This window comes from Streptomyces sp. x-19 (genome assembly GCF_046549115.1).
Lineage (GTDB): Bacteria > Actinomycetota > Actinomycetes > Streptomycetales > Streptomycetaceae > Streptomyces > Streptomyces albulus_C.
On the sequence record NZ_JAJPWK010000005.1, the window covers coordinates 194,563 to 216,330 of the forward strand.

The 21,768-nt window shown below is 74.4% G+C and carries 18 protein-coding genes; 13 read left to right on the forward strand and 5 right to left on the reverse strand.

Going from position 1 to position 21,768, the window contains the following annotated elements; translation table 11 throughout:
- The first annotated feature begins 157 nt into the window (after positions 1-157).
- From ACLJT4_RS15605 to ACLJT4_RS15620, 4 genes are all read left to right on the forward strand, one after another.
- Positions 158-1,402 (forward strand): helix-turn-helix domain-containing protein, encoded by a 1,245-nt coding sequence (locus ACLJT4_RS15605; protein ID WP_411122920.1) that lies wholly within the window; start codon positions 158-160, stop codon positions 1,400-1,402.
- Entirely contained in the window at positions 1,399-1,944 is a 546-nt protein-coding gene (locus ACLJT4_RS15610) for a hypothetical protein (protein ID WP_411122921.1), read from the forward strand. The genes ACLJT4_RS15605 and ACLJT4_RS15610 overlap by 4 nt, the downstream gene beginning before the upstream one ends.
- Before the next feature lie 409 nt (positions 1,945-2,353).
- Positions 2,354-4,237, forward strand: coding sequence for an ABC transporter ATP-binding protein (locus tag ACLJT4_RS15615; RefSeq protein ID WP_411122922.1), 1,884 nt, complete (start codon positions 2,354-2,356; stop codon positions 4,235-4,237).
- Between the two features lie 233 nt (positions 4,238-4,470).
- Positions 4,471-5,109, forward strand: a complete 639-nt coding sequence (locus ACLJT4_RS15620) for a GNAT family N-acetyltransferase (RefSeq protein ID WP_411122923.1) — start codon at positions 4,471-4,473, stop codon at positions 5,107-5,109.
- A 15-nt stretch (positions 5,110-5,124) separates the two neighbouring features.
- Here the strand turns inward: ACLJT4_RS15620 and ACLJT4_RS15625 are convergent, their stop codons facing one another.
- Positions 5,125-6,594 (reverse strand): MFS transporter, encoded by a 1,470-nt coding sequence (locus ACLJT4_RS15625; RefSeq protein ID WP_411122924.1) that lies wholly within the window; start codon positions 6,592-6,594, stop codon positions 5,125-5,127.
- 155 nt (positions 6,595-6,749) lie between these two features.
- On the opposite strand from ACLJT4_RS15625, the gene ACLJT4_RS15630 reads away from it, so the two are divergent.
- The 3 genes from ACLJT4_RS15630 (at position 6,750) to ACLJT4_RS15640 (ending at position 9,543) form a co-directional block, all read left to right on the forward strand.
- Positions 6,750-7,463 carry a LysR substrate-binding domain-containing protein gene (locus tag ACLJT4_RS15630; RefSeq protein ID WP_411122925.1) on the forward strand — a complete coding sequence of 238 codons (714 nt, stop codon included), beginning with the start codon at positions 6,750-6,752 and terminating at the stop codon, positions 7,461-7,463.
- Positions 7,464-7,520: 57 nt separating this feature from the next.
- On the forward strand, positions 7,521-9,155 hold the full coding sequence (locus ACLJT4_RS15635) for a peptide-N4-asparagine amidase (protein WP_411122926.1): 1,635 nt from the start codon (positions 7,521-7,523) through the stop codon (positions 9,153-9,155).
- 211 nt (positions 9,156-9,366) lie between these two features.
- The gene (locus ACLJT4_RS15640; RefSeq protein WP_016574458.1) at positions 9,367-9,543 is read left to right on the forward strand and encodes a hypothetical protein; all 177 of its coding nucleotides are present in this window, start codon (positions 9,367-9,369) and stop codon (positions 9,541-9,543) included.
- 159 nt (positions 9,544-9,702) lie between these two features.
- Here the strand turns inward: ACLJT4_RS15640 and ACLJT4_RS15645 are convergent, their stop codons facing one another.
- The 3 genes from ACLJT4_RS15645 to ACLJT4_RS15655 all read right to left on the reverse strand — a co-directional run bounded on the left by ACLJT4_RS15645 (position 9,703) and on the right by ACLJT4_RS15655 (position 11,926).
- On the reverse strand, positions 9,703-10,299 hold the full coding sequence (locus tag ACLJT4_RS15645) for an AAA family ATPase (RefSeq protein ID WP_411122927.1): 597 nt from the start codon (positions 10,297-10,299) through the stop codon (positions 9,703-9,705).
- A gap of 107 nt (positions 10,300-10,406) precedes the next feature.
- The gene (locus ACLJT4_RS15650; RefSeq protein ID WP_411122928.1) at positions 10,407-11,609 is read right to left on the reverse strand and encodes an NAD(P)/FAD-dependent oxidoreductase; all 1,203 of its coding nucleotides are present in this window, start codon (positions 11,607-11,609) and stop codon (positions 10,407-10,409) included.
- A complete protein-coding gene (locus tag ACLJT4_RS15655) occupies positions 11,606-11,926 on the reverse strand; it encodes a bifunctional 3-phenylpropionate/cinnamic acid dioxygenase ferredoxin subunit (protein WP_016574461.1) in 321 nt (106 codons plus the stop codon). Before ACLJT4_RS15655 ends, ACLJT4_RS15650 begins: the two co-directional genes overlap by 4 nt.
- A 169-nt stretch (positions 11,927-12,095) precedes the next feature.
- Between ACLJT4_RS15655 and ACLJT4_RS15660 the strand changes: the two genes are divergently transcribed.
- The 5 genes from ACLJT4_RS15660 (at position 12,096) to ACLJT4_RS15680 (ending at position 19,194) form a co-directional block, all read left to right on the forward strand.
- Positions 12,096-12,953, forward strand: a complete 858-nt coding sequence (locus ACLJT4_RS15660; RefSeq protein WP_411122929.1) for an IclR family transcriptional regulator — start codon at positions 12,096-12,098, stop codon at positions 12,951-12,953.
- Positions 12,954-13,207: 254 nt separating this feature from the next.
- Positions 13,208-14,293, forward strand: coding sequence for an S-(hydroxymethyl)mycothiol dehydrogenase (locus tag ACLJT4_RS15665; protein WP_411122930.1), 1,086 nt, complete (start codon positions 13,208-13,210; stop codon positions 14,291-14,293).
- Positions 14,290-16,785 (forward strand): GcvT family protein, encoded by a 2,496-nt coding sequence (locus ACLJT4_RS15670; protein WP_411122931.1) that lies wholly within the window; start codon positions 14,290-14,292, stop codon positions 16,783-16,785. The genes ACLJT4_RS15665 and ACLJT4_RS15670 overlap by 4 nt, the downstream gene beginning before the upstream one ends.
- 52 nt (positions 16,786-16,837) lie before the next feature.
- Entirely contained in the window at positions 16,838-18,025 is a 1,188-nt protein-coding gene (gene solA, locus ACLJT4_RS15675; protein ID WP_411122932.1) for an N-methyl-L-tryptophan oxidase, read from the forward strand.
- Positions 18,026-18,036: 11 nt separating this feature from the next.
- The gene (locus ACLJT4_RS15680) at positions 18,037-19,194 is read left to right on the forward strand and encodes an aromatic ring-hydroxylating oxygenase subunit alpha (protein ID WP_411122933.1); all 1,158 of its coding nucleotides are present in this window, start codon (positions 18,037-18,039) and stop codon (positions 19,192-19,194) included.
- 64 nt (positions 19,195-19,258) lie between these two features.
- Here ACLJT4_RS15680 and ACLJT4_RS15685 read toward each other — a convergent pair whose 3' ends face one another.
- Complete coding sequence (locus tag ACLJT4_RS15685) at positions 19,259-21,229, reverse strand: heavy metal translocating P-type ATPase (RefSeq protein WP_411122934.1); 1,971 nt, start codon at positions 21,227-21,229, stop codon at positions 19,259-19,261.
- Positions 21,230-21,336: 107 nt separating this feature from the next.
- On the opposite strand from ACLJT4_RS15685, the gene ACLJT4_RS15690 reads away from it, so the two are divergent.
- Entirely contained in the window at positions 21,337-21,720 is a 384-nt protein-coding gene (locus ACLJT4_RS15690; RefSeq protein ID WP_411122935.1) for an ArsR/SmtB family transcription factor, read from the forward strand.
- Positions 21,721-21,768 lie beyond the last annotated feature (48 nt).

Genomic DNA, 21,768 nt, shown 5'->3' on the forward strand with positions numbered 1-21,768 from the left:
TCCGGTGCCGCGGCGGGTCGCCCGGTGCGGCACCGGGGTCGTCCCGTGGTGCCCGACGGCCCGCGGGCCCCGGCCGCCTCTCCGGCCGGCAAACCGCAAATCGCCCAATTCTGCGGCGAGTTCACGGTGGCACATCCCCCCAGAAGGATTACAGCTGATGACTCCTAAGGATCCCGGACCGGTCCCCTGCGCCAGGGCCGGTTGCCGCAACGAAGTGGAGAGCGGGTCCGGCCCCGGGCGGCGCCGCAAGTACTGCAGTGAATCGTGCGGGCGGGTCGTCCGCAAGATCCGCAGTTCGCAACGGACCCCGGACACTAAGGCGCACGACGAGGACGCCCGCCAGGCCGCGGACGACATGGCCTTCCGGATCGCCCTGCTGCAGCACCAGATACGCGACGGCGACGCGCTCGCCGGGCTGCGGCAGGTCGTCGAGCTCTCCAGCGACCTGTCCTGCGTGGCCGCCGCCGTCGTGCAACAGGCCCGCGACCGCGGCCACAAGGGCCCGGCCATCGCCGAGGCCCTGCGCATCACGGTGGACAAGGTCGGCCGGGCGTACACGGCGGAGAGCATCGCCCGGAAGATGGCCCAGCGCCGGGCGCGCCGCGCGGCGCTCGCCGGCACGCCGCCGCCGGCCGGCCGGGCGGAGCCGCCGCCCGTCCCCGCCCGGCCGGAGCAGCCGGCCGCCCCGACCCGCTCCGACCCGCCGGGTCCGGCTCCCCGGACCGACGGGGAGCGGCGGCGGGTCGTCGTCCGCGCCGCCCCGCCGCGCCGCGCGTACCCGGAGGGCGAGGGCGGCGGCGAGGGCGGGGCAGGAGCGGGCGGTGACGCCGAGGGCGGCGGCGCGGCCGGACCGGACGGCGGACTACCGGGCCAGGACTCCCGCACCGCGCTCGCCTCGGCGCTCTCCCACCTCCAGCGCGCCAGCGACAAGACGCTCCGGGCCCTCGCCGTCGAGGCGCGGGTGAGCGCCTCGTACGTCTCCCGGATCCTGTCGGGCGAACGCAGCCCCTCCTGGAAGGTGACCCGTCGGATGGTGCACGCCTGCGGTGGTGATCCGGAAACCGTCCGTCCGCTGTGGGACGCCGCCCACGGACGGCGCCTGGCCCGGGCCGGGAGCCTGCACGCGGCGCTGCGCGGGCTGTACCTGTCCGCCGCGTGCCCGGACCCCGCCGCGATCTGCCGCTCCAGCGGGCACGCCCTCACCGAGTGCGAGGTCAACGGTCTGCTGCATGGTTCCCTGGTGCCGGACTGGGAGACCGTCGGTGCGGTCGTCGGCGTGCTGCACGGCCGCCCCGACGACATCCGACCGCTCTGGGACCACGCCCGACTCACCCAACTCTCCCGCTTCACCTGCGGGTTGGTCTCCGAGCGCCGTACGCCGCGGGCGGAGGCGTTCGGATGAGGGCGCCGGCCCCCTTCCGCGCGCCGGTCCCGGCCGGCCGTCGGCCCCTCGTCCCGCCCGCGGTCACCCTGCCGCCGGCCTTCGAGGCCCTCTACGCCCTGCACGGCGCGCGCTACCTCGGCTACGCCCTGGCCCACATGGCGGAGCCGGCGGCGTCCCGGGCCCTGGGGGAGGCGATGGGGGAGGTCGCCATCCGGTGGGCCGACATCGTCCGTCGGCCCAACCCGGCGGCCTGCGCCTGGACCGTGGTGAGCGCCCGGATACGCGCGCGAAGCGGCGGGACCGGACCGGATCCGGCGGACCTGACGCCGGGGCTCTTCGAGCGGGTGGGGCTGCGTCATCCCGCCCTGGAATACGACGCGTTCGTCCTGCACGACGTGCTCGGCCACTCGGTGGAGGAGACCGCGGAGGCGATGGGGGCCGAGGTCAGCCGGGTCCGCTACGCGCTGCTCGCCGGCCGCGGTCGGGGACGCCCGGCGGTGGTGGCGCACCGGCCCGCGGGCCGCCTGCCGACCGAGGCCCGCAATACCCCGCACGAGTGACCCGCGCTGTTCGAGTGGTCGTCGGTGCCCGGTCACCAGGTCCCCCATGGGCTGCGGTGCGCGAGGGGAACGTGCGTGCATCGACTGCTCCCGGATCGCCCGTTACGGGGGCCGGGGCGGTCCGTTCTTTAGGGCACCTGTGCCCCTCGTGCGCCTCGGAGGACGAGCGGGTGCCGGGCGTTCCGCGCTCGCGTGGGGGCCGGTTCCGTTCGAATGCGTCCGTGGCGGCCCGTGCCGGCGCGGCGCGTGGTTGACGCCGCGGGACCGGCCCGGCCCCTGCCACGGAGCCGGCGGCCCCACCGCGCCGCGCCGGCGGGCACCAGCCGATGACCGTGGAAGGGGAACGAAGACGATGCGGATCAGGCGAGTCGGTGTGGCGGAGCGCACGACGAAGGAGAAACCCGGACCGGTGGCCGGTGAAGTGACCGCCAACGGCGAGGAGTTGCAGTACGTCGACCGGACGGGCAGCCGGGAACGGGCGGCGCGGCAGATCCGGCTGGTGGACATGGCCCGGCGGCTGCCGCAGCTGGTGCGCCGCTCGGTCGCCCTGGCCTGGCGGATCGACCGGTGGGCGGCGCTGGGGCTGTTGGTCTGCCAGGCCGCTTCCGGCGCGATGCAGGCGCTGGGACTGCTGGCGGTCAGCGGGACGATCACCGCCCTGCTGTCCGGCGGGGACATCTACGGCCGGCTGCTCGGGGCCTGGCCGTCGGTGGTCCTGCTGGCCGCCGCCGCCGGAGTGCGGTCGGCCCTCGGGATCGTGGTCGTGTGGCTGTCGTCCCGGCTGGGGCCGCAGATGTCCCGGGAGGCCGAACTCCGGCTGTTGCGGGCGGTCACCGAGGTCGAGCTGTCGGCCTACGACGCGCCCGGATTCACCCACCGCAAGGAGGCGGCGGACCGCGGTGCCGAGATCGTCCAGGACCTGGTGGGGGAGGGGCAGGACCTGATCGCCTCGGTCGCCTCCCTGGCCGCCGGCGCGGCGGTGCTGACCGCGCTGCACCCGGCGCTGCTGCCGCTGTTGGCGCTGGCCAGCCTCCCCCAGGCGGTGGCGCAGGTGGGCGCGGCCCGGGTGCGCTACCTGGCGCGGCTGCGGGCCGGCGGGGACTACCGGCTGCTGTCGATCCTCCGTTGGCACGTCTGCGACCGGTACGCCGCCGACCAGGTCCGGGCCGGCACCATGGCCGACTTCCTCGTCGGGCGCTACCGGCAGATCACCGAGCGCATCAACCGCGCCGACCGGCGCGCGGCGAACACCGGGGCCCGGATGTCCGCGGTGGGCGCGGTGTGCGGCGGGTTGGCGTCCACGGTCGTCTGGGGCACGGTGGTGTGGCTGCTGGCCACCGGCCGGATGAGCGTCGGGCACGCCGGCACCGCGGTGTTCGCGCTGCAGACGGTCGGGACGGCGCTGCGGGGCCTGGTCGCCGGCGGCGCCCGCATCATGCGCACCGGGCTCTACATGGACGACTGGTCGGAGTTCCTCGCGGAGGCCGGCGGCTTCCGGATGCGCCGCGGCACCCTCGTGCCCGCGGCCCCGCGCGAGATCCGCGTCGAGGACCTCGTCTTCCGCTATGAGGAGGCCGCCAACGACGCGCTGCGGGGCGTCTCGTTCGACGTGCGGCGCGGCGAGGTCGTCGCCCTGGTCGGCTACAACGGCAGCGGCAAGACCACACTCGCCAAGCTGCTCAGCGGGCTGTACCTGCCGACCACCGGCGCGGTCACCTGGGACGGCGTCCCCACCGACGACCTCGATCCGCACGCCATGTGGTCGCACGTCGCGCTGGTGCCCCAGGAGTACGCGCGCTGGCCGTTGAGCGCCCGCGAGAACATCACCCTGGGCCGGCCCACCGAGGGCGGCGACGCCGACGTGCACGACGCCTGCGCGCGGTCCGGCGCCGACGAGGTGGTCGCCGAACTGCGGTCCGGGCTCGACACGGTGCTGGCCCGCGACTGGCTCGGCGGACAGGAACTGTCCGGCGGGCAGTGGCAACGGATCGCCCTCACCCGGGCGTTCCACCGGCCGGCCGGACTGCTGGTCCTGGACGAGCCGACCTCGGCGCTCGACCCGCTCGGCGAGCACCGCATCTTCGCCGGTCTGCGCCAGATCGCGGCGACCCGCGCGGTGGTCCTCATCACCCACCGGCTGACCAACGTGGCCGTGGCCGACCGCATCCTGGTACTGGACAAGGGCCGCGTCGTCCAACAGGGCACCTTCCCCGAACTGGTCGCGCAGGACGGCCTGTTCCGTGAACTGTGGACCTACCAGCACACCCGGGAGGCGCACCAGCCCGAGCGCTAGGACCGCCCCCGAACCCCGCCGGCAACGACGGCCTTCCGCTCGCCCCGGACCGGCGCACCCGCGTGACGGACGAGGGAAGGCCGGAGGCGCCGGCGGGGCGAGGAGGGGAAGCTGCGGCCGGACCGCACGGCGGCCCGCGTGGCACGGCCCGGCCGTCCGGCGCGGCGTGCGGCGGCTCGCGGGTCCGACCTCATGCGCTGGACCTCCGCCCGCAGACTTGGCAGGCTCCCGTCATGGACCTGTATGCCTGGCCCCCGTACCGCCTGCGGATCACCACGCCGCGCCTCGAACTGCGGCTGCCCGAGCTGGCGTCGTTGGACGAGCTCGCCGCGGTCGCTGCCGCGGGTGTGCACGACGCGGGCCGGACCCCCTTCACGGTGCCGTGGACCGACGGCACCCCGCAGGAGCGCGGGCGGGCGACGTTCCAGCACGTGCTCGGCACCGTCGCGAACTGGCGCCCCGAGGAGTGGACGCTCAGTCTGGCCGTGCGCTGCGACGGCCGGGTGGTCGGCCGGCAGGACCTCTCCGCCACCGACTTCGCCGTGACCCGCGAGGTCGAGACGGGTTCGTGGCTCGGCCTGGCGCACCAGGGCCGCGGCATCGGCACGGAGATGCGGGCGGCCGCGCTGCACCTCGCCTTCGCCGGTCTCGGCGCGCGGGCCGTGACCTCCGCCGCGATGACCGACAACCCGGCCTCGCTCCGCGTGTCGGAGAAGCTCGGCTACGCGCCGGACGGGGTGAGCACGGCGGCCGTGCGGGGCGCCGTCCGCACGCTGCAACGGCTGCGCCTGGACCGGGCCTCCTGGGAAGCGCACCGCACGGTTCCGGTCGAGGTGCACGGCCTCGACGCGTGCCGGGAGTTCTTCGGGTAGGCGGGCGCTGCCGCGTCAGGCGGTGGACGCTCCGGGGCGGTCCTGCCGCGCCGCACCGCCCGGCGGGCGGACCAGGAGCCAGGCGAGGACCAGGACGCCGGCCCCGCACGCGGTGATGATCCACCAGGCGGGGCGGGCGACGCGCAGGAAGGCCGCCGTGCCGACGGCGGGGGCGTCCGCCGCGAGGACGGCGCCGATCACCGCGACGCCCAGCGCGTTGCCGACCTGCCGGCTGGTGGCGGTGAGCGCCGAGGCGACGCCGACCTGTGCGCGGGGCACGCCGGAGATCGCGGTGTGCGTGATCGGGGCGTTGATCAGGCCGAAGCCGATGCCGAAGAGGGCGTAGGCGGTGATCAGGAGCGGGCCGTGGGCCTGGGCGTCGAAGGCGGCGCACAGGAGTCCGCTCAGCGCGGTGGCGGCGCCGGAGGCGAGTAGCGGCGGGCGCGGCCCGTGGACGGCGGTCAGGCGGCCCGCGAGCGGCGGGCAGACGATCGTCATGACCGCCATCGGGAGCAGCCGGAGCCCCGCCTCCCACGCGGAGAGGTGACGGACGTTCTGCCAGTACAGGGCGGCGAGGAAGAGGAAGCCGCCCATCGCGGCGAAGGCCAGCACCGCGCCCAACACCGCGGCGGTGAACCACGGTTGACGGAAGAAACGCAGCTCGATGAGGGGCTCGTGGCGTCGGCCCTCGATCCGCAGCAGCGCCGGGAGGGCCAGCAGGGCCGCACCCGCGCAGGCCAGCACGGGCGGGGCCGTCCAGCCGGTGACGGGAGCCTGGATGATGACGTAGACGAGGGCGGCGAGGAGCACCATCACCAGGATCTGGCCGGCGGGGTCCGGCCGGCGGGCGTGTGGGGCGCGGGCCTCCGGGACCCGGCCGGTCAGGGTGAGTGCGAGCAGCCCGACGGGCAGGTTGATGAGGAAGATCCAGCGCCAGCCGGCGGCATCGGTGAGCAGTCCGCCGATCAGCGGCCCGACCGCCATGGTCACGCCCTGGACGGTGCTCCACACCCCGATCGCCCGGGCCCGTTCGCTGCGTCCCGTGAAGACGCCGGTCAGCAGCGCCATGGCCGCCGGGTTCAGCATCGAGCCGCCGACGGCCTGCACGATCCGGAAGCCGATCAGCCAACCGGCGTCCGGGGCCAGTGAACAGAGCAGGGAGGAGGCCGTGAACAGTGCCAGGCCGGTGCGGAAGACCCGCCGGTGCCCGATGCGGTCGCCGAGCGAACCGGAGAACAGCAGCAGGGCGGCCAGCACGATCAGATAGGCGTCGACGGTCCACTGGAGGCCGGTGACCGAGGTGTGCAGGTCCCGTTGGACGGCCGGCAGCGCCACGTTCAGCGCGGTGTTGTCGAGGCTGACGAGGAACAGGCTCGAACAGCACACGGCCAGGACGAGCGGGCGCCGGATGCCGGGCGGCGCGGTGCCGCCGGGTGCGGACGGGGGCGCGGAGGCCGGGGCGGCGTCGGGTTGCGGCAGGGGCACGGGTGGTCCTCGTGACACGGGTGGTCGGTGGTTGCGGGATGACCGCCCGGGGCGGTCATCCCGGGCGGCGCGACCTCCACCCTGCGCGAACTGTGCCGATAACGTCCAAGACCGATAACTCATGATCGCCATTGCTGCTGCTTATAGTCGCTGCCATGGCCCTGGAACTCCGGCACCTGCGCTCGCTGCTCGCCATCGCCGAACACGGCAGCTTCACCCGCGCCGCGGAGGCGCTGCACCTCTCCCAGCCGGCCCTCTCGCAGCAGATCGGACAGCTGGAGCGCACCGTCGGCGCGCAGCTCCTCGACCGTTCCGGGCGGACCGTCAGGCCGACCGACGCCGGCGCCGTCTTCCTGCGCCACGCCCGCACCGCCCTGACGGAGCTGGACGCCGCCACCCGCGCCGTGCTCGACGTCCAGGACCTCTCGCACGGCAGCCTCCGCCTCGCCCACACCCCGACGTTCGGCACGTACCTGATCGGACCGTTGGTCCAGCGCTTCCGGGCGCGCTGGCCGGGCGTCACCCTGGACGTCCGGGAGACGACCCAGGACGCCGTCGAGACCCAACTGCTCGCCGACGAACTGGACCTGGGCCTGGCGTTCCGGGGCGACCAACTGCCCGGGATCACCGGCGAAACGCTCTTCGTCGAGCGGCTCGGGATCGTCGTCGGCACCAGCCACCCGTTGGCCGGCCGGCCGGATCCGGTCGACGTGCGGGACCTCCGGGAGCATCCGGAGCTGTGCACCGTGCCGCTCGCCCCCGCGCTGCCCGCGCGCACCGCCGTCCTGCTCCGTCGCGCGGCCGCGTACGAGAGCACCGCCGCCCGGGTCTTCGGCCGCCTGGTGCGGGAGCACTGCGGCGCCCCGTAACGATCAGGCCAACGGGGCACTGGTGCGCGGCGGCACGAGGCGCTTCACTGCTGAGCCATGAGACGAGCGCTTCTCGCATTGTGCGCCGCTGTCCTCGGTCTGGCGCTGGGCGTGGTCCCGGCCGTGGCCGCAGCGCCGCCCGCCGAGTTCGGCAACGACTGGCACGACCCGGTCACCGCGGGGCCGCCCGTGCCGGTGCCGGACACGCCCTCCTGCCGCGTCACGGTCGCCGACACCGCCTTCCGCGACTACACGCCCTACAAGGGCACCTACACGCCACCCGGGGGACGCGGGACCGCCGACCCGTGCGGCCACCGTTGGAGCAAGGTCGTCCTGCGGCTCGAAGGGGCCGTGGCGGGGCGGCAGTTCGACCGCCTGGGCTACCTGCACATCGGCGGGGTGGAGGTCCTGCGCACCTCCACGCCGGAGCCCTCGCCCCAGGGCATCACCTGGCACGTGGAGAAGGACGTCACCCGGTACGCCTCCGTGCTGCGCACCGAGCAGCCCGTCGAGATGCTGATCGGCAACGCCGTGGACGGCACCTACACCGGCGTGATCAAGGTCAGGGTGACGCTGACCTTCTACGCGGCGCAGGGCCGGGCGAAGGCGGCCGCCACCCCCGACGAGGTCCTCACCCTCCAGGACGCCCACACCCAGGACGGCGCGTACCAGGGGAACCTGACCACGCCGCGCAACAGCGAACGCATCGTCGCCGAGGTGTACGCCACCGGATCGGGCGGCGGTTGCGAGGAGTTCTGGTACTTGACGGTGCCGGACGCGGTGCCCTACTCGTGCCGGGCCGGGGACGGCCCGTACCGCGAGGTGCAGGTGCGGATCGACGGCCGGCCCGCCGGTATCGCGGCACCCTTCCCGACCGTGTGGACGGGCGGCTGGTCCAACCCCTTCCTGTGGTACGTGATACCCGGCCCGCGGGCCTTCGACGTCCGGCCGTTGGAGTACGACCTCACCCCGTTCGCCGGTGTGCTGAACGACGGGCGGCCGCACCGCGTCGCCGTGTCGGTCACCGGTCTGGCCGCCGGGCAGGACGGCTGGAGCACCCCCACCAACATCCTGGTCTGGCGGGACGCCGGCAAGGCGCGGGTGACCGGCGCGCTCGTCACGGACCGGGCGGACGCGCCGGTCGACGAGACCCGGTACGAGCCGGGCACCGAGCGCCGGTTGACGGCCCGGGGCGGGCACGCGCTCACCGTCGCGGGCTACCTCGACACCTCGCACGGCCGGGTCACCACGACGGTCACCCGCCGGCTGGCAGCCACCTCCACGCACCGCTGGACCGCCAACGAGACGACGGACGCGCTCCGGGCGCGGTGGCAGGACGCGGAGACGGTGACCGTACGCGGCCGCGGGCCGGCGACGACCCACCGCGCCGAGCGCACCTTCACCATGGACGGCGCGACCACCGTGGACGCCGCGGACCGCCTGCGCACCACCATGACCATGGGCGATCACGACCACCGCGCTACCCTGCGCGGCGCCCGGCGCACCGACTGGGTGCGGCGGGACGACACCTACACCGGCGACGCCGCGTACCGCCAGAACGTTCCCCGCGAGCAGCGGCACGCCACCGGCGTCTCGCGCGAGCGCTACCGCCTGTGGGCTCCGGGGTCCTGCTACGACCATCTGTTGGCCACGGCGCAGGGGGAGTTGACCGAGGACCGGTACGCCTGCTGACCGGTGGCGGTGGGACGGGCGTGGCTCGTGAGATTTGCTTGCTCGCGAAAGTGAATCCCCAGGGGGCTGACTTTCGGTCAAGTTGGGTCACGCATGGCCGGAGGGGCGTCGTTCTCTTCCCTCTTGGCGCACGTTCCGTAATAGGTTTCCTACGCACCGCAGTCGGCGGGAGAGGCCCGCCGCCGAGATCTGTCCGTCCACGGAGGAAACGATGCCGCAGGGAACCATCGTGCTGTTCAACAAGAGCGACTGTGTGGGCATCATCGCCGACGAGCGCGGAGAACGGCTCCCGTTCTCGGGGATGGAGACGCAGACCACCGACGTCGGCAAGCAGGTCATCTTTGACGTGCACGGCGCGAAGGCCACCAACGTGATGGCCCTGCGCTGACGGACCGGTGGCCGTGGACGGCGTCGCCCCCCCGTCCACGGCCGCTGCCGCGCCGGCGGGAGCCGGTCCGGCCCTGAGATTGCTGACGCACATTCGGGGGCATGGGGCGCCGCCCGACCTCGCCCGACCTCGCCCGACCCCGTCCGCCACCGGCGCCCGTCAGGCCACCGCCCCTTCGGCCCAGGCCCGTTCGAGGAGGGCGTCCACCGTCTCGTCGACGGTCTGCCGCGAGGTGTCCAGCCACAGCCCGAGGTCCCGGGGCGTCTCGGACCGCAGCAGCACGTCCAGGTCCCGCACGCTCCAGTCCGGCCCGTACGCGGTCTTGGGGCGGCCGGCCTCCCGTGCGGCGACCGTCTCCGGGTCGGGCAGCAGCGCGACGACGGCCAGCGGTCGGGTCACGATGTCGTCGGCCAACTGGGCGAGGTGCTCGCCCAGGAGGATGTCCTGCACGATCACGGTGAACCCGGCCCGGGCGTACGCGTCGGCGCAGGTGGCCGTCAGCCGGTGCCGCAGGCGGAGTTGGGCGAGGGCCTCCGGCCCGGCGTCCGGGGTCATGCCGACCTGGCCCCGGACGATGTTGCGGCGGAAGCCGTCGCCGCGCAGGTGCACCGCTCGCGGCAGGCGCTCGGCGAGTGCCTGCGCCACGGTGGACTTGCCGGCGGCCTGGATACCGGTGATGACCACGATGCCGGGTGCCAGCCAGGGACCTCGTGGGGTGACCCGCCCGGAGGCGGTGTCGGGGATGTCGGTGGTCATGGCGCCGATTATGTCCGCCAACGTCCCTCGCCACCCCCCGATTTCGCCGCGGCGCCGTGGCCTCGGTACGCCTCCCGCCGTGTGCGGGCGCGGCGGGCGCGGGCCGGTCAGCCGGTGCGGGCCGGTTCGGCGGCGCGGGCGAGTTCGCGGCGCAGGCGCAGGAAGGGGCGCGCACGGTTGAGGGCGAGGACGGCGGTGGTGCGCCCGTCGCGTTCGTAGCGGGCGAGGAAGCTGCGGTCGTCCGGGGAGCCCTCGACGATGCGCGGCACGTCGCCGGGCGCCCGGTGGCCGGCGAACTGGATGCGGACGCCGTACTGGTCGGACCAGAAATAGGGAAGTGCCCGGTGGGTGCGGGCGGTTCGGCCGGCGAGCAGGTTGTGCACGGCGGTGGCGGCCTGTTCGGTGGCGCTGGTCCAGTGTTCGGCGCGGGCGCCGGCCACGTGGGCGACGTCGCCGGCGGCCACGATGGTGCGGATCGGCGTGACGCAGCCGGCGTCGCAGCGCACCCCGTCGTCGAGCGGGAGGCCGGAGCCTTCGAGCCAGGCGGTGGTGGGGCAGACGCCGATGCCGGTGACGACGACGTCGGCGGGGAGCAGCCGGCCGTCGGCGAGCTCCACGGCGGTGACCCGGTCGTCGGCGCCCGCACTGCGCAGGCTCCGGACGCCGGTGCCGGTGAGCAGCGCGACCCCGTGGTCGCCGTGCAGCCGGGCGCACAACGCGGCCATGGCGTGACCGAGTTGGGGAACGAGGGGGAGCGGTGCGGCCTCGACGACGGTGACGTGGTGGCCGAGTGCGGCGCACGACGCGGCGACCTCGGCGCCGATGAACCCGCCGCCGATGACCACGACCCGGGCCTGGCCGCCGCGGGTCAGGTCGGCGCGCAGCGCGCGGGCGTCGTCGAGGGTGCGCAGGGCGTGCGAGCCGGCCGGCGCGGGACCGGGCAGGCGGCGCGGGGTGGCGCCGGTGGCCAGCACGATGCCGTCGGTGGTGAGGGTGCGGCCGGTGGTGAGGTGGAGGGTGCGGTGCCGGGGGTCCAGGGCGGTGGCCCAGGTCCCCAGCAGCCAGTCCGCGTCGAGTGCGGCGACCTCCTCGGCGTCGGTGAGGTCGAGCCGGGTCGCCGCGGACGGGTCCTCGGCGCCGTCCGCGGTGGCCGGCGCGGTGAGGAACTCCTTGGACAGCGGCGGGCGGTCGTAGGGGCGGTGCGGTTCCGCCCCGACGAGCGTCAGGCGCCCGTCGTAGCCCTGCGCGCGCAGCGCCCGCGCGGCGTGGAGACCGGCCAGTGACGCTCCGATGACGGTGACCGACTTCACGCGGCGGTCCCTTCCTCGGCGGTGAGGTGGACGTAGACGACGCCGTCCGCCACCGTCACGGGGTGGGTGCGGACCGGGCGACGGGCCGGCAGGCAGGTCGCCGCCCCGGTGCGGAGATCGAATGAAGCGGCGTGCAGCGGGCATTCGACCAGACGTCCCTCCAGCCAGCCGTCCGCGAGCGAGGCGTCCTGGTGGGTGCAGGTGTCGTCGATGGCGTACAGCTCTCCGTCGGCGTTGAAGACGGCGATCGGAGGTGCGGTGTCGAGGCGAACGGACTCGCCGGCGGGCAGATCAGCGAGGTGGCAGACGGGTATCACTGGGCCCCCCTGTTACTGTTCGGGACTATCGAGTTTCGTAATCCGCACGACAGAGCGTTATGCGCAACAGAATCCCGACGGGGGACCGGCGCGTCAAGCGGTCTCCGTCAAAGCCGACCCGATCGGGCCGGCTGGCTGGTGGCAGCGAGCTGGGTGGTGACACGGACCTATGACGAAAACGGCCAAGGCGGAGGCGCGGGCGGAGAAGCAGCCGGCAGGCAGGACGGGCCGCACGGCGCACCGCACGGTGGCGGGAAAACCGCCCCGGGGCGCGGCGAGCGCGGTGCAGTCGGTGGACCGGGCGGTGACCGTGCTGGAGATCCTGGCCAGACTCGGCGAGGCCGGGGTGACCGAGATCGCCGAGGAGTTGGGCGTGCACAAGTCGACCGCGTTCCGGTTGCTGGGCGTGCTGGAGAACCGCGGCCTGGTGGCCCAGGAACAGGAGCGCGGCAAGTACTACCTCGGCGCGGGGGTGTTGCGGTTGGCCGGGGCCGCGGCCGTCCGACTGGACATCTCCCAGGAGGGTGCGGCGATCTGCCGGACGCTCGCCGACGAACTGGGGGAGACGGTCAACATCGCGGTCCTGGAGAGCGGCGCCGCGGTCAACATCATGCAGGCCCGCGGCCCGGCCTCGGTCACCGCCCAGAACTGGCTCGGCCGGCGGACCCCGCTGCACGCCACCTCCAGCGGCAAGGCGCTGCTCGCGTACCAGCCGCCACCGGTCCGCGAAGCCGTACTGGCACGGAAGTTGCCCCGGCTGACCGAGCGGACGGTGACCTCCGCGGGGGAGCTGCGCGACCAGCTGGCCGAGGTGGTCGAGCGGGGCTTCGCGGTCGCCGTGGAGGAGCTGGAGCTCGGACTGCGCGCGGTCGCGGCGCCGGTGCGGGCGCACGACGGCTCGGTGATCGGCGCGATCAGCGTGTCGGTGCCCGCGTACCGGCTGGACGAGGAGCGGCTGCCGGAGGTGGTCGAACGCACCGTCGCCGCCGGCGCGGAACTCTCCCGGCGGATGGGGTACGCCCGTTGACCGGGGGCGGGCGGTGCGGGCCGGGCGTCCGCTGACCGCTCGCCGGTGGTCGTCCGCAGCGGGGTCGGGTACGGCAACCGGCCCCGCTGCCGTGTGCGCGGGGGCGCGCGCGGCCGGCGCACGGCCCGTCGGCACGTGTCACCGGCCCGTTCCAAACCGCCAGCGCGCACCTCTTGACGCTACCGATGCGTGGTTTCCACTATGTCTCTCATCGCGCAACCAGTCGTGCAATGCGCAACACTGAGGGGTAGGGCATGCCACACGAAGTCCATGCCGTCGTCGCGGCGAAAAAGGGCGCACCCGTCGGTCCGCAGCGGATTCTGGTGCCGGATCCCGGCCCGGGAGACGTGCTCGTCGACGTCCAGAGCTGCGGCGTGTGCCACACCGACCTGCACTACCGCGAAGGCGCCGTCAACGACGACTTCCCCTTCCTGCTCGGCCACGAAGCCGCCGGCATCGTCGAGGCCGTGGGCGACGGCGTCACCGACCTCCTGCCCGGTGACTACGTGGTGCTCGCCTGGCGGGCACCCTGCGGACAGTGCCGGTCCTGCCGGCGCGGCCGCCCCTGGTACTGCTTCGACTCCCGCAACGCCACCCGGCCGATGACCCTCCTGGACGGCACCCCGCTCACCCCCGCCCTCGGCATCGGCGCGTTCGCCGAGAAGACCCTGGTCGCCGCCGGACAGGCCATCAAGGTCGACCCCTCCGCGCGCCCCGAGGCGGCCGGGCTGATCGGCTGCGGGGTGATGGCCGGGTACGGCGCGGCCGTGCACACCGGCGCGGTCGGCAGCGGGGACACGGTCGCCGTCATCGGCTGCGGCGGCGTCGGCAACGCGGCCGTGGCGGGCGCCTCGATCGCCGGCGCCCGCCGCGTCATCGCCGTCGACGTCGACGAACGCAAACTGGACGGCGCCACCCGCTTCGGCGCCACCCACACCGTCAACTCCCGCCGCACGGACCCCGTCGAGGCGGTCCGGGAACTCACCGGCGGGCACGGCGCGGACGTGGTCATCGACGCGGTCGGCCGCCCCGAGACCTTTCGGCAGGGCTTCTACATGCGCGACCTCGCCGGCACCCTCGTCCAGGTCGGCGTGCCCGAGCCCGGCATGACGATCGAGTTGCCGCTGATCGACGTCTTCTCGCGCGGCGGCGCCCTGAAGTCCTCCTGGTACGGCGACTGCCTCCCCAGCCGCGACTTCCCGGTCCTCATCGACCACTACCTCAGCGGCCGGCTCGACCTCGGCGGCTTCGTCACCGAAACCCTCGCCCTGGACGACGTCGAGGCCGCCTTCGCCAAGATGCGGGACGGCCAGGTGCTGCGCTCGGTGGTGGTCCTGTGACCAGCCCGCTGCGCAACCCCGTCGACGCCCGGGTCGTCATCATCGGCGCCGGCGTCGTCGGCTGCTCGCTCGCCGACGAACTCACCGCCCGCGGCTGGCGCCGGGTCACCGTCCTCGACCAGGGCCCGCTGCCCGCCCCCGGCGGCTCGACCTCGCACGCCCCGGGACTGGTCTTCCAGACCTCCCCGTCCAAGACCATGACCGAGTTCGCCGCCTACACCGTCCGCAAGTTCGGCTCCCTCGACATCGACGGGCTGCCCTGCTTCGACCCGGTCGGCGGTCTGGAGGTCGCCACCACCGAAGCCCGCTGGGCCGACCTGCACCGCAAGGCCGGACTCGCCGCCTCCTGGGGCGTGCGCGGCGAACTCCTCGACCCCCGGCAGTGCAAGAAGCTCTGGCCGCTGCTCGACGAGAGCAGGGTCCTCGGCGGCTTCCACACACCCGACGACGGCCTGGCCCGCGCGGTGCCCGCCTGCCGCGCCCAGATGGCCCGCGCCGAACGCCACGGCGCCCGCTTCCTGGGCCGGCACACCGTCACCGGGATCGAGCAGGAGGCCGGGCGGGTCACCGGCGTCGTCACCGACCGCGGCGTCTTCCCCGCCGACCACGTGGTCTGTGCCGCCGGCTTCTGGGGGCCGGTGATCGGCGCCCTCGCCGGCGTCGACGTCCCGCTGCTGCCCCTGGCCCACCAGTACGCAACGACCGCACCGCTGCCCGAGCTCGCCGGCCTCGACGACCCGCACCGGACCGCCACCGGAGCGGCCCCCGCGGCCGGCCGGCCGATCCTGCGCTTCCAGGACCGCGACCTGTACTTCCGCGAACACCTCGACGCGACCGGCGGCCGCCTCGGCATCGGCTCCTACGCCCACCGGCCGCTGCCCGTCGACCCGTTCACCGTCCCCGCCTTCGACGACGCCCCGGTGATGCCGTCCTCGCTGCCGTTCACCCCGGAGGACTTCGCCCCCAGCTGGCGCGACAGCGTCGGACTGCTGCCGGCGCTGGGCGCCTCCCGGGTGGCCGACGGCTTCAACGGCGTGTTCTCCTTCACCCCCGACGGGATGCCGCTCCTCGGCGAGACCCGCACCCTGCGCGGCTTCTGGCTCGCCGAAGCGGTCTGGGTCACCCACTCCGCCGGCGTCGCCAAGGCCGTCGCCGAGTGGCTGACCGACGGCCGGCCGACCCTCGACGTCCACGCCTGCGACCTCACCCGCTTCGAGGACGCCCAACGCTCGCCCGCCTACGTCGCGGAGCGCGGCGCCCAGAGCTTCGTCGAGGTCTACGACGTCATCCACCCCCTCCAGCCCGTGGAGCGGCCCCGCCCCCTGCGCACCAGCCCCTTCTACCCGCGCCAGCAGGAACTCGGCGCGTACTTCCTGGAGGCCGGCGGCTGGGAACGCCCCCACTGGTACGAGGCCAACGCCCCGCTCGCCGAAGGACTCCACCTGCCCGAACGGGACGCCTGGTCCGCCCGCCACTGGTCGCCGATCGCCGCCGCGGAGGCCGCCGCCACCCGCGAACGGGTCGCCCTCTACGACATGACCCCGCTGCGCCGCCTGGAGGTCACCGGGCCCGGCGCGCTGGACTTCCTGCAACGCATGACGACCAACCAACTGGCCAAGAAACCCGGCGCGGTGACCTACACGCTGCTCCTCGACGAGGCCGGCGGCATCCGCTCCGACCTCACCGTGGCACGACTGGCGCCCGACCACTTCCAGGTCGGCGCCAACAGCCGCGCCGACCTCGACTGGCTGCACCGGCACGCACCCGCCGACGTGCAGGTACGCGACGTCACCGCCGGCACCTGCTGCATCGGCGTGTGGGGCCCGCTCGCCCGGGACCTCGTCCAGCCGCTGACCCGCGACGACTTCTCGCACGGGGCCTTCGGCTACTTCAAGGCCCGGCGGACCCACCTCGGCCACGTCCCGGTCACCGCCCTGCGCGTGAGCTACGTCGGGGAACTCGGCTGGGAGCTCTACACCACCGCCGACCTGGGGCTGAGGCTCTGGGACACGCTCTGGGAAGCCGGCCGGGAACACGGGGCGATCGCCGCCGGCCGCAGCGCCTTCAACAGCCTCCGCCTGGAGAAGGGCTACCGCGCCTGGGGCCACGACATGACCACCGAACACCACCCCTACGAAGCCGGTCTCGCCTTCGCCGTCCGCCCCGAGAAGGGCGACTTCGTCGGCCGGAGCGCCCTGACGGGCCTCGGCGAGGGGACCGCCGCCCGCCGACTGGCCTGCCTCACCCTCGACGACCCCGCCGCCAACGTCCTCGGCCACGAACCCGTCCTCGTCGACGGCTCCCCGGCCGGCTACGTCACCTCCGCCGCCTACGGCTACACCCTCGGCCGCTGCATCGCCTACGCCTGGCTGCCGGCCGCCGTCGCGGTCCCCGGCACCGCCGTCCACCTCGCGTACTTCGGGGCGAAACTCGCCGCGACCGTCGCCCAAGAGCCGCTCTTCGACCCGAAGATGACCCGCCTGCGCCGCTAGCGGCGGCCGGCCGCCCCTCCGTACCCGTCCGCACGACGAAGGAGCGCCACGCATGGCTCCCACCTACGACGTCATCGTCCTCGGCCTCGGCGGGATGGGCAGCGCCGCCGCCCACCACCTCGCCGCCCGGGGCGCCCGGGTCCTGGGCCTGGAGAAGTTCGGCCCGGTCCACCACCGCGGCTCCAGCCACGGCGGCTCCCGGATCACCCGCCAGTCGTACTTCGAGGACCCCGCCTACGTCCCGCTGCTGCTGCGCAGTTACCAGCTCTACGACAAGCTGGAGCGCGACACCGGCCGGCGGATCGCCACCCTCTGCGGCGGCGTGATGGTCGGCCGCCCCGACAGCCGCACCGTCCGCGGCAGCCTGGACTCCGCCCGGCAGTGGGACCTCCCGCACGAGCTGCTCGACGCCGCCGAGCTCCGCCGCCGCTTCCCGACCCTCACGCCCGCCCCCGACGAGGTCGCGCTCTACGAGGCGCGCGCCGGATTCGTCCGTCCCGAGAACACCGTCGCCGCCCACCTCCAGCTCGCCGTCCGGGACGGCGCCGAGCTGCACTTCGAGGAGCCGGCCACCCGTTGGGAGGAGCTGCCCGGCGGCGCCGGCGTCCGCGTCCACACCGGCGAGAACGCCTACACCGCCGGCCAGTTGGTGATCTGCCCCGGTGCCTGGGCGCCCCGGCTGCTCTCCGACCTCGGGGTGCCGGTGACCATCGAGCGGCACGTCATGTACTGGTTCGCGCCCGACGGCGGCACCGCCCCCTTCGTCCCGGCACGCCACCCCATCTACATCTGGGAGGACCCCCGGGGCGTCCAGGTCTACGGCTTCCCCGCCATCGACGGCCCCGACGGCGGCGCCAAGGTCGCCTTCTTCCGCAAGGGCACCGCCTGCACTCCGGAGGGCATCGACCGGACCGTGCACGACGACGAGGTGCGCGCCATGGCCGACCAGCTCGCCCCGCGGATCCCCGCCCTGCCCGGCCGCTTCCTGAAGGCCGCCACCTGCATGTACTCCAACACCCCCGACGAGCACTTCGTGATCGCCCGCCACCCGGCGCATCCGGAGACCACCACCGTCGCCTGCGGTTTCTCCGGGCACGGCTTCAAGTTCGTGCCGGTCGTCGGCGAGATCGTCGCCGACCTCGCGCTCACCGGCACCACCGCGCACCCCATCGACCTGTTCGCCCCGTCCCGTCGCTCCGCCCGGGAAACCCCCGGCCGGCCCGCCGCCCCGGTCGCCTGAGGAGAGCAGCCATGACGACCACACCCGCCGTCCGACCGACGGTCGCCGCCCCGCCCGCACCCAGCCTGATCCCCACGCTCCCCGGCCGCACCTACACCGACCCGGACGTCTTCCGACAGGAGCAGCAGGCGCTGTTCGAACGGCTGTGGTTCTGCGCCGTGCGCAGCGCCGACCTCGGACGGCCCGGTGCCTTCCGCACCGTTCGGGTCGGTCGGGAGAGCGTCCTGATCACCCGCAACCGCACCGGTGAGCTCCGTGCCTTCCTCAACGTCTGCCGGCACCGCGGCGCCCAGCTGTGCACCGCGGAGTCCGGCGAGGTCCGCCGCAACCTCCAGTGCCCGTACCACGCCTGGACCTACGACCTCGACGGCCGCCTGGTGGCGGCCCCCAACCTCCAGCGGATGCCGGACGTCGACCGCACCGAACGCGGCCTGGTCACCGTCCCGCTGCGGGAATGGCTCGGCTATGCCTGGGTGTGCCTGGCCGACGAGCCGCCGTCCTTCGAGGACACCGTGATCGGCGCGGCCGTGGAGCGGCTGGGCGACGCAGCGGCCATCGACCGCTACCGGACCGAGACCCTGGCCCTGGGCCGCCGCATCAGCTACGACGTGCGGGCGAACTGGAAGCTGATCGTCGAGAACTTCATGGAGTGCTACCACTGCGCCACCATCCATCCCGAACTCACCGACGTCCTACCGGAGTTCGCGGACGGCTTCGCCGCGCAGTACTACGTCGGCCACGGCGCGGAGTTCGCCGAGGAGGCGCAGGGCTTCACCGTCGACGGCAGCGCCGGCTTCGGCCGGCTGCCCGGCATCGACGACGGTCAGGACCGGCGCTACTACGCGGTGACCGTCCGCCCGCAGGTCTTCATCAACCTCGTCCCCGACCACGTGATCCTGCACCGGATGTTCCCGCTGGCCGCCGACCGCACCCTGGTCGAGTGCGACTGGCTGTACCTCCCCGAGGTGGTCGACGCCGGCGCCGACGTCGCCAAGTCCGTCGAGCTGTTCCACCGGGTCAACGTCCAGGACTTCGACGCCTGCGAACGCACCCAGCCGGCCATGGCCTCCCGCGCCTACCGCGACGGCGGGGTCCTGGTGCCCAGCGAGCACCACATCGGCGGTTTCCACGCCTGGTTGACCGCGCGGTTGGCGGACGGGGACGGCTGACCCGCCGCGCCACCGGCTGCCGCGCCGGGGCGCGGTGCGCCGCCGCCGGTCGGGCCGACGCGCCTCATCCGGCCCGACCGGCGGCCCGCCGCCACGCCGCCTCGCGCAGCAGCCGCAGCCCGTTCAACCCCACGATGACCGTCGATCCTTCGTGCCCCAACACCCCGAGAGGCAGGGGGAGTTCACCGATCAGGTCCCAGGCCACCAGTCCCGAGATGAACACCGACGCGATCACCAGGTTCTGCACGACCAGCTTCCGCGCCGCCCGGGAGAGCCGCACCACCGCCGGTACGGTGGCCAGTTCGTCGCGCACGATCACCGCGTCCGCGGTCTCCAGCGCCAGGTCCGACCCGGCCCGCCCCATCGCGACACCGGTGTGCGCGGCCGCCAGTGCCGGGGCGTCGTTGACGCCGTCGCCCACCACCAGCACCCGGCGCCCGGCCCGTTCCTGCTCCCGAACGGCGGCGACCTTGTCCTGTGGCAGCAGCCCGGCCCGGACGTCGTCGATCCCGGCCTCCGCGGCGAGCCGGGCGGCGGCCCGCGGATTGTCGCCGGTCACCAGCATCGGTGTGCGGCCGGTCAGCGCCCGCAGTGCGCCCACGGTCGCCGCCGCTTCCGTCCGCAACCGGTCCGCGATCCCCAGCACCCCGACCGGCACACCGTCTCGCACCACCAGCACCGCGGTGTGCCCGGACTCCTCCAACTCGGCCACCGCGGAACGGACGTCGGGGTCGTCGCCGGGCAGCAGCCGGGTCGGCGCCCCGACCTCGACGAGTGCGCCGTCGACCCGGGCGCGGACGCCGGTACCGGGCGTGGCGGCGAAGTCCTCGGCCTCGGGCAGCGCGCCGTCGCGGTCGCGGGCGGCCCGCACGACCGCGCGGGCCAGCGGGTGCTCGCTGGGGTGCTCGGCGGCGGCCGCGCAGGTCAGCAGCGCGTCCGCGGAGAGCCCGGCGCCGGGCAGCGGCCGGATCGCGGTCACCCGGGGCGTGCCCTCGGTGAGCGTCCCGGTCTTGTCCAGGGCGACCGCGTCCACCTGGCCGATCCGCTCCATCACCACGGCGGATTTGACGAGCACGCCGTGCCGTCCGGCGTTGGCGATCGCGGACAGCAGCGGTGGCATGGTCGCCAGCACCACCGCACACGGCGAGGCGACGATCATGAACGTCATGGCCCGCAGCAGCGCCCCGGCCAGCTCGGCCCCCAGCAGCAGGGGAACGGCGAACACCGCCAGGGTCACGACCACCAGGCCCACCGAGTAGCGCTGTTCGACCTTCTCGATGAACAACTGGGTCGGCGCCTTGGTGTCGGACGCCTCCGCGACCATCGCCACGATCCGGGCCAGGACCGAATCCCCGGCGTCCCGTTCGACCCGGACGCGCAGGGCGCCCAGGCCGTTGAGGGTGCCCGCGAAGACCTCGTCGCCGGGCTCCTTGGCCGCCGGCAGTGGCTCACCGGTGATGGTGGCCTGATCGACCTCGCTGACCCCGCTCAGCACCCGGCCGTCCGCGCCCACCCGCTCGCCGGGCCGCACCAGGACCGTGTCGCCCACCACCAGGGCGGCGGTGGCCACCGTCTCCTCGCCGCCGTCACCGGTCAGCCGGGTCGCCGTCGCGGGTGCGAGGTCGAGCAGTCCGCGCACCGAGTCCTGGGTGCGGGCCGTGGCCAGCGCCTCCAGGGCGCCCGAGGTGGCGAAGATGACGATCAGCAGCGCACCGTCCATCACCTGGCCGATCGCCGCCGCCCCGAGCGCCGCGACGATCATCAGCAGGTCGACGTCGAGCGTCCGCTCGGTGAGCGCCCGCAGTCCGGCCAGGGCCGGTTCCCAGCCGCCCGCCGCGTACGCGACCGCGTACAGCGGGCCCCAGGTCCAGGCGGGCGCGCCGGCGAGCTGGAGCGGCAGCGCCACCAGGAAGGCGACGGTGGCCGCGGCGGCCCAGCGGGCTTCCGCCAGCGCCCACACCCGGGTGCGCCGCGGGGCGACCCGGGGAGTGGTGGTGGCCGTTGGTGACGACGGCACGGTGGTGGCGACAGGCATGACGGAACGACCCTTCGCGGGCAGGGGCGGATGACACCCTCACCGTACAGGAATAGATGAACAACTCTTCATTCATTCCCGTGCGTGGGATCCTTAGGATGGCTGTCATGGGCCACGGAATTGATGACAAGAGCAGCGCCACCACCCGAGAACGCCTGGACGCCGTAGGGGCGGACGACGTCGCCGCCACCCTCCAGGCCCTCTCCACCCCCTCGCGGCTCCGCATCCTGGCCCGCCTCCAGGAGGGGCCGTGCGCGGTGGGCGACCTCGCCGCCGCCGTCGGCATGGAGCAGTCCGCCTGCTCCCACCAACTCCGGCTGCTGCGCAACCTCGGCCTGGTCACCGGCGAACGCAACGGCCGCTCGATCGTCTACGCCCTCTACGACCACCACGTCGCGGAACTCCTCGACCAGGCCCTCTACCACGTCGAGCACCTCCGCCTCGGCCTGCGCGACGCGCCGTCGGCCAGCGCGGAGCCGCTGGCCGGATGAACGCCGCGGGCCCCGGCCGGAAGCTCCGACCGGGGCCCGCGCCGCCCG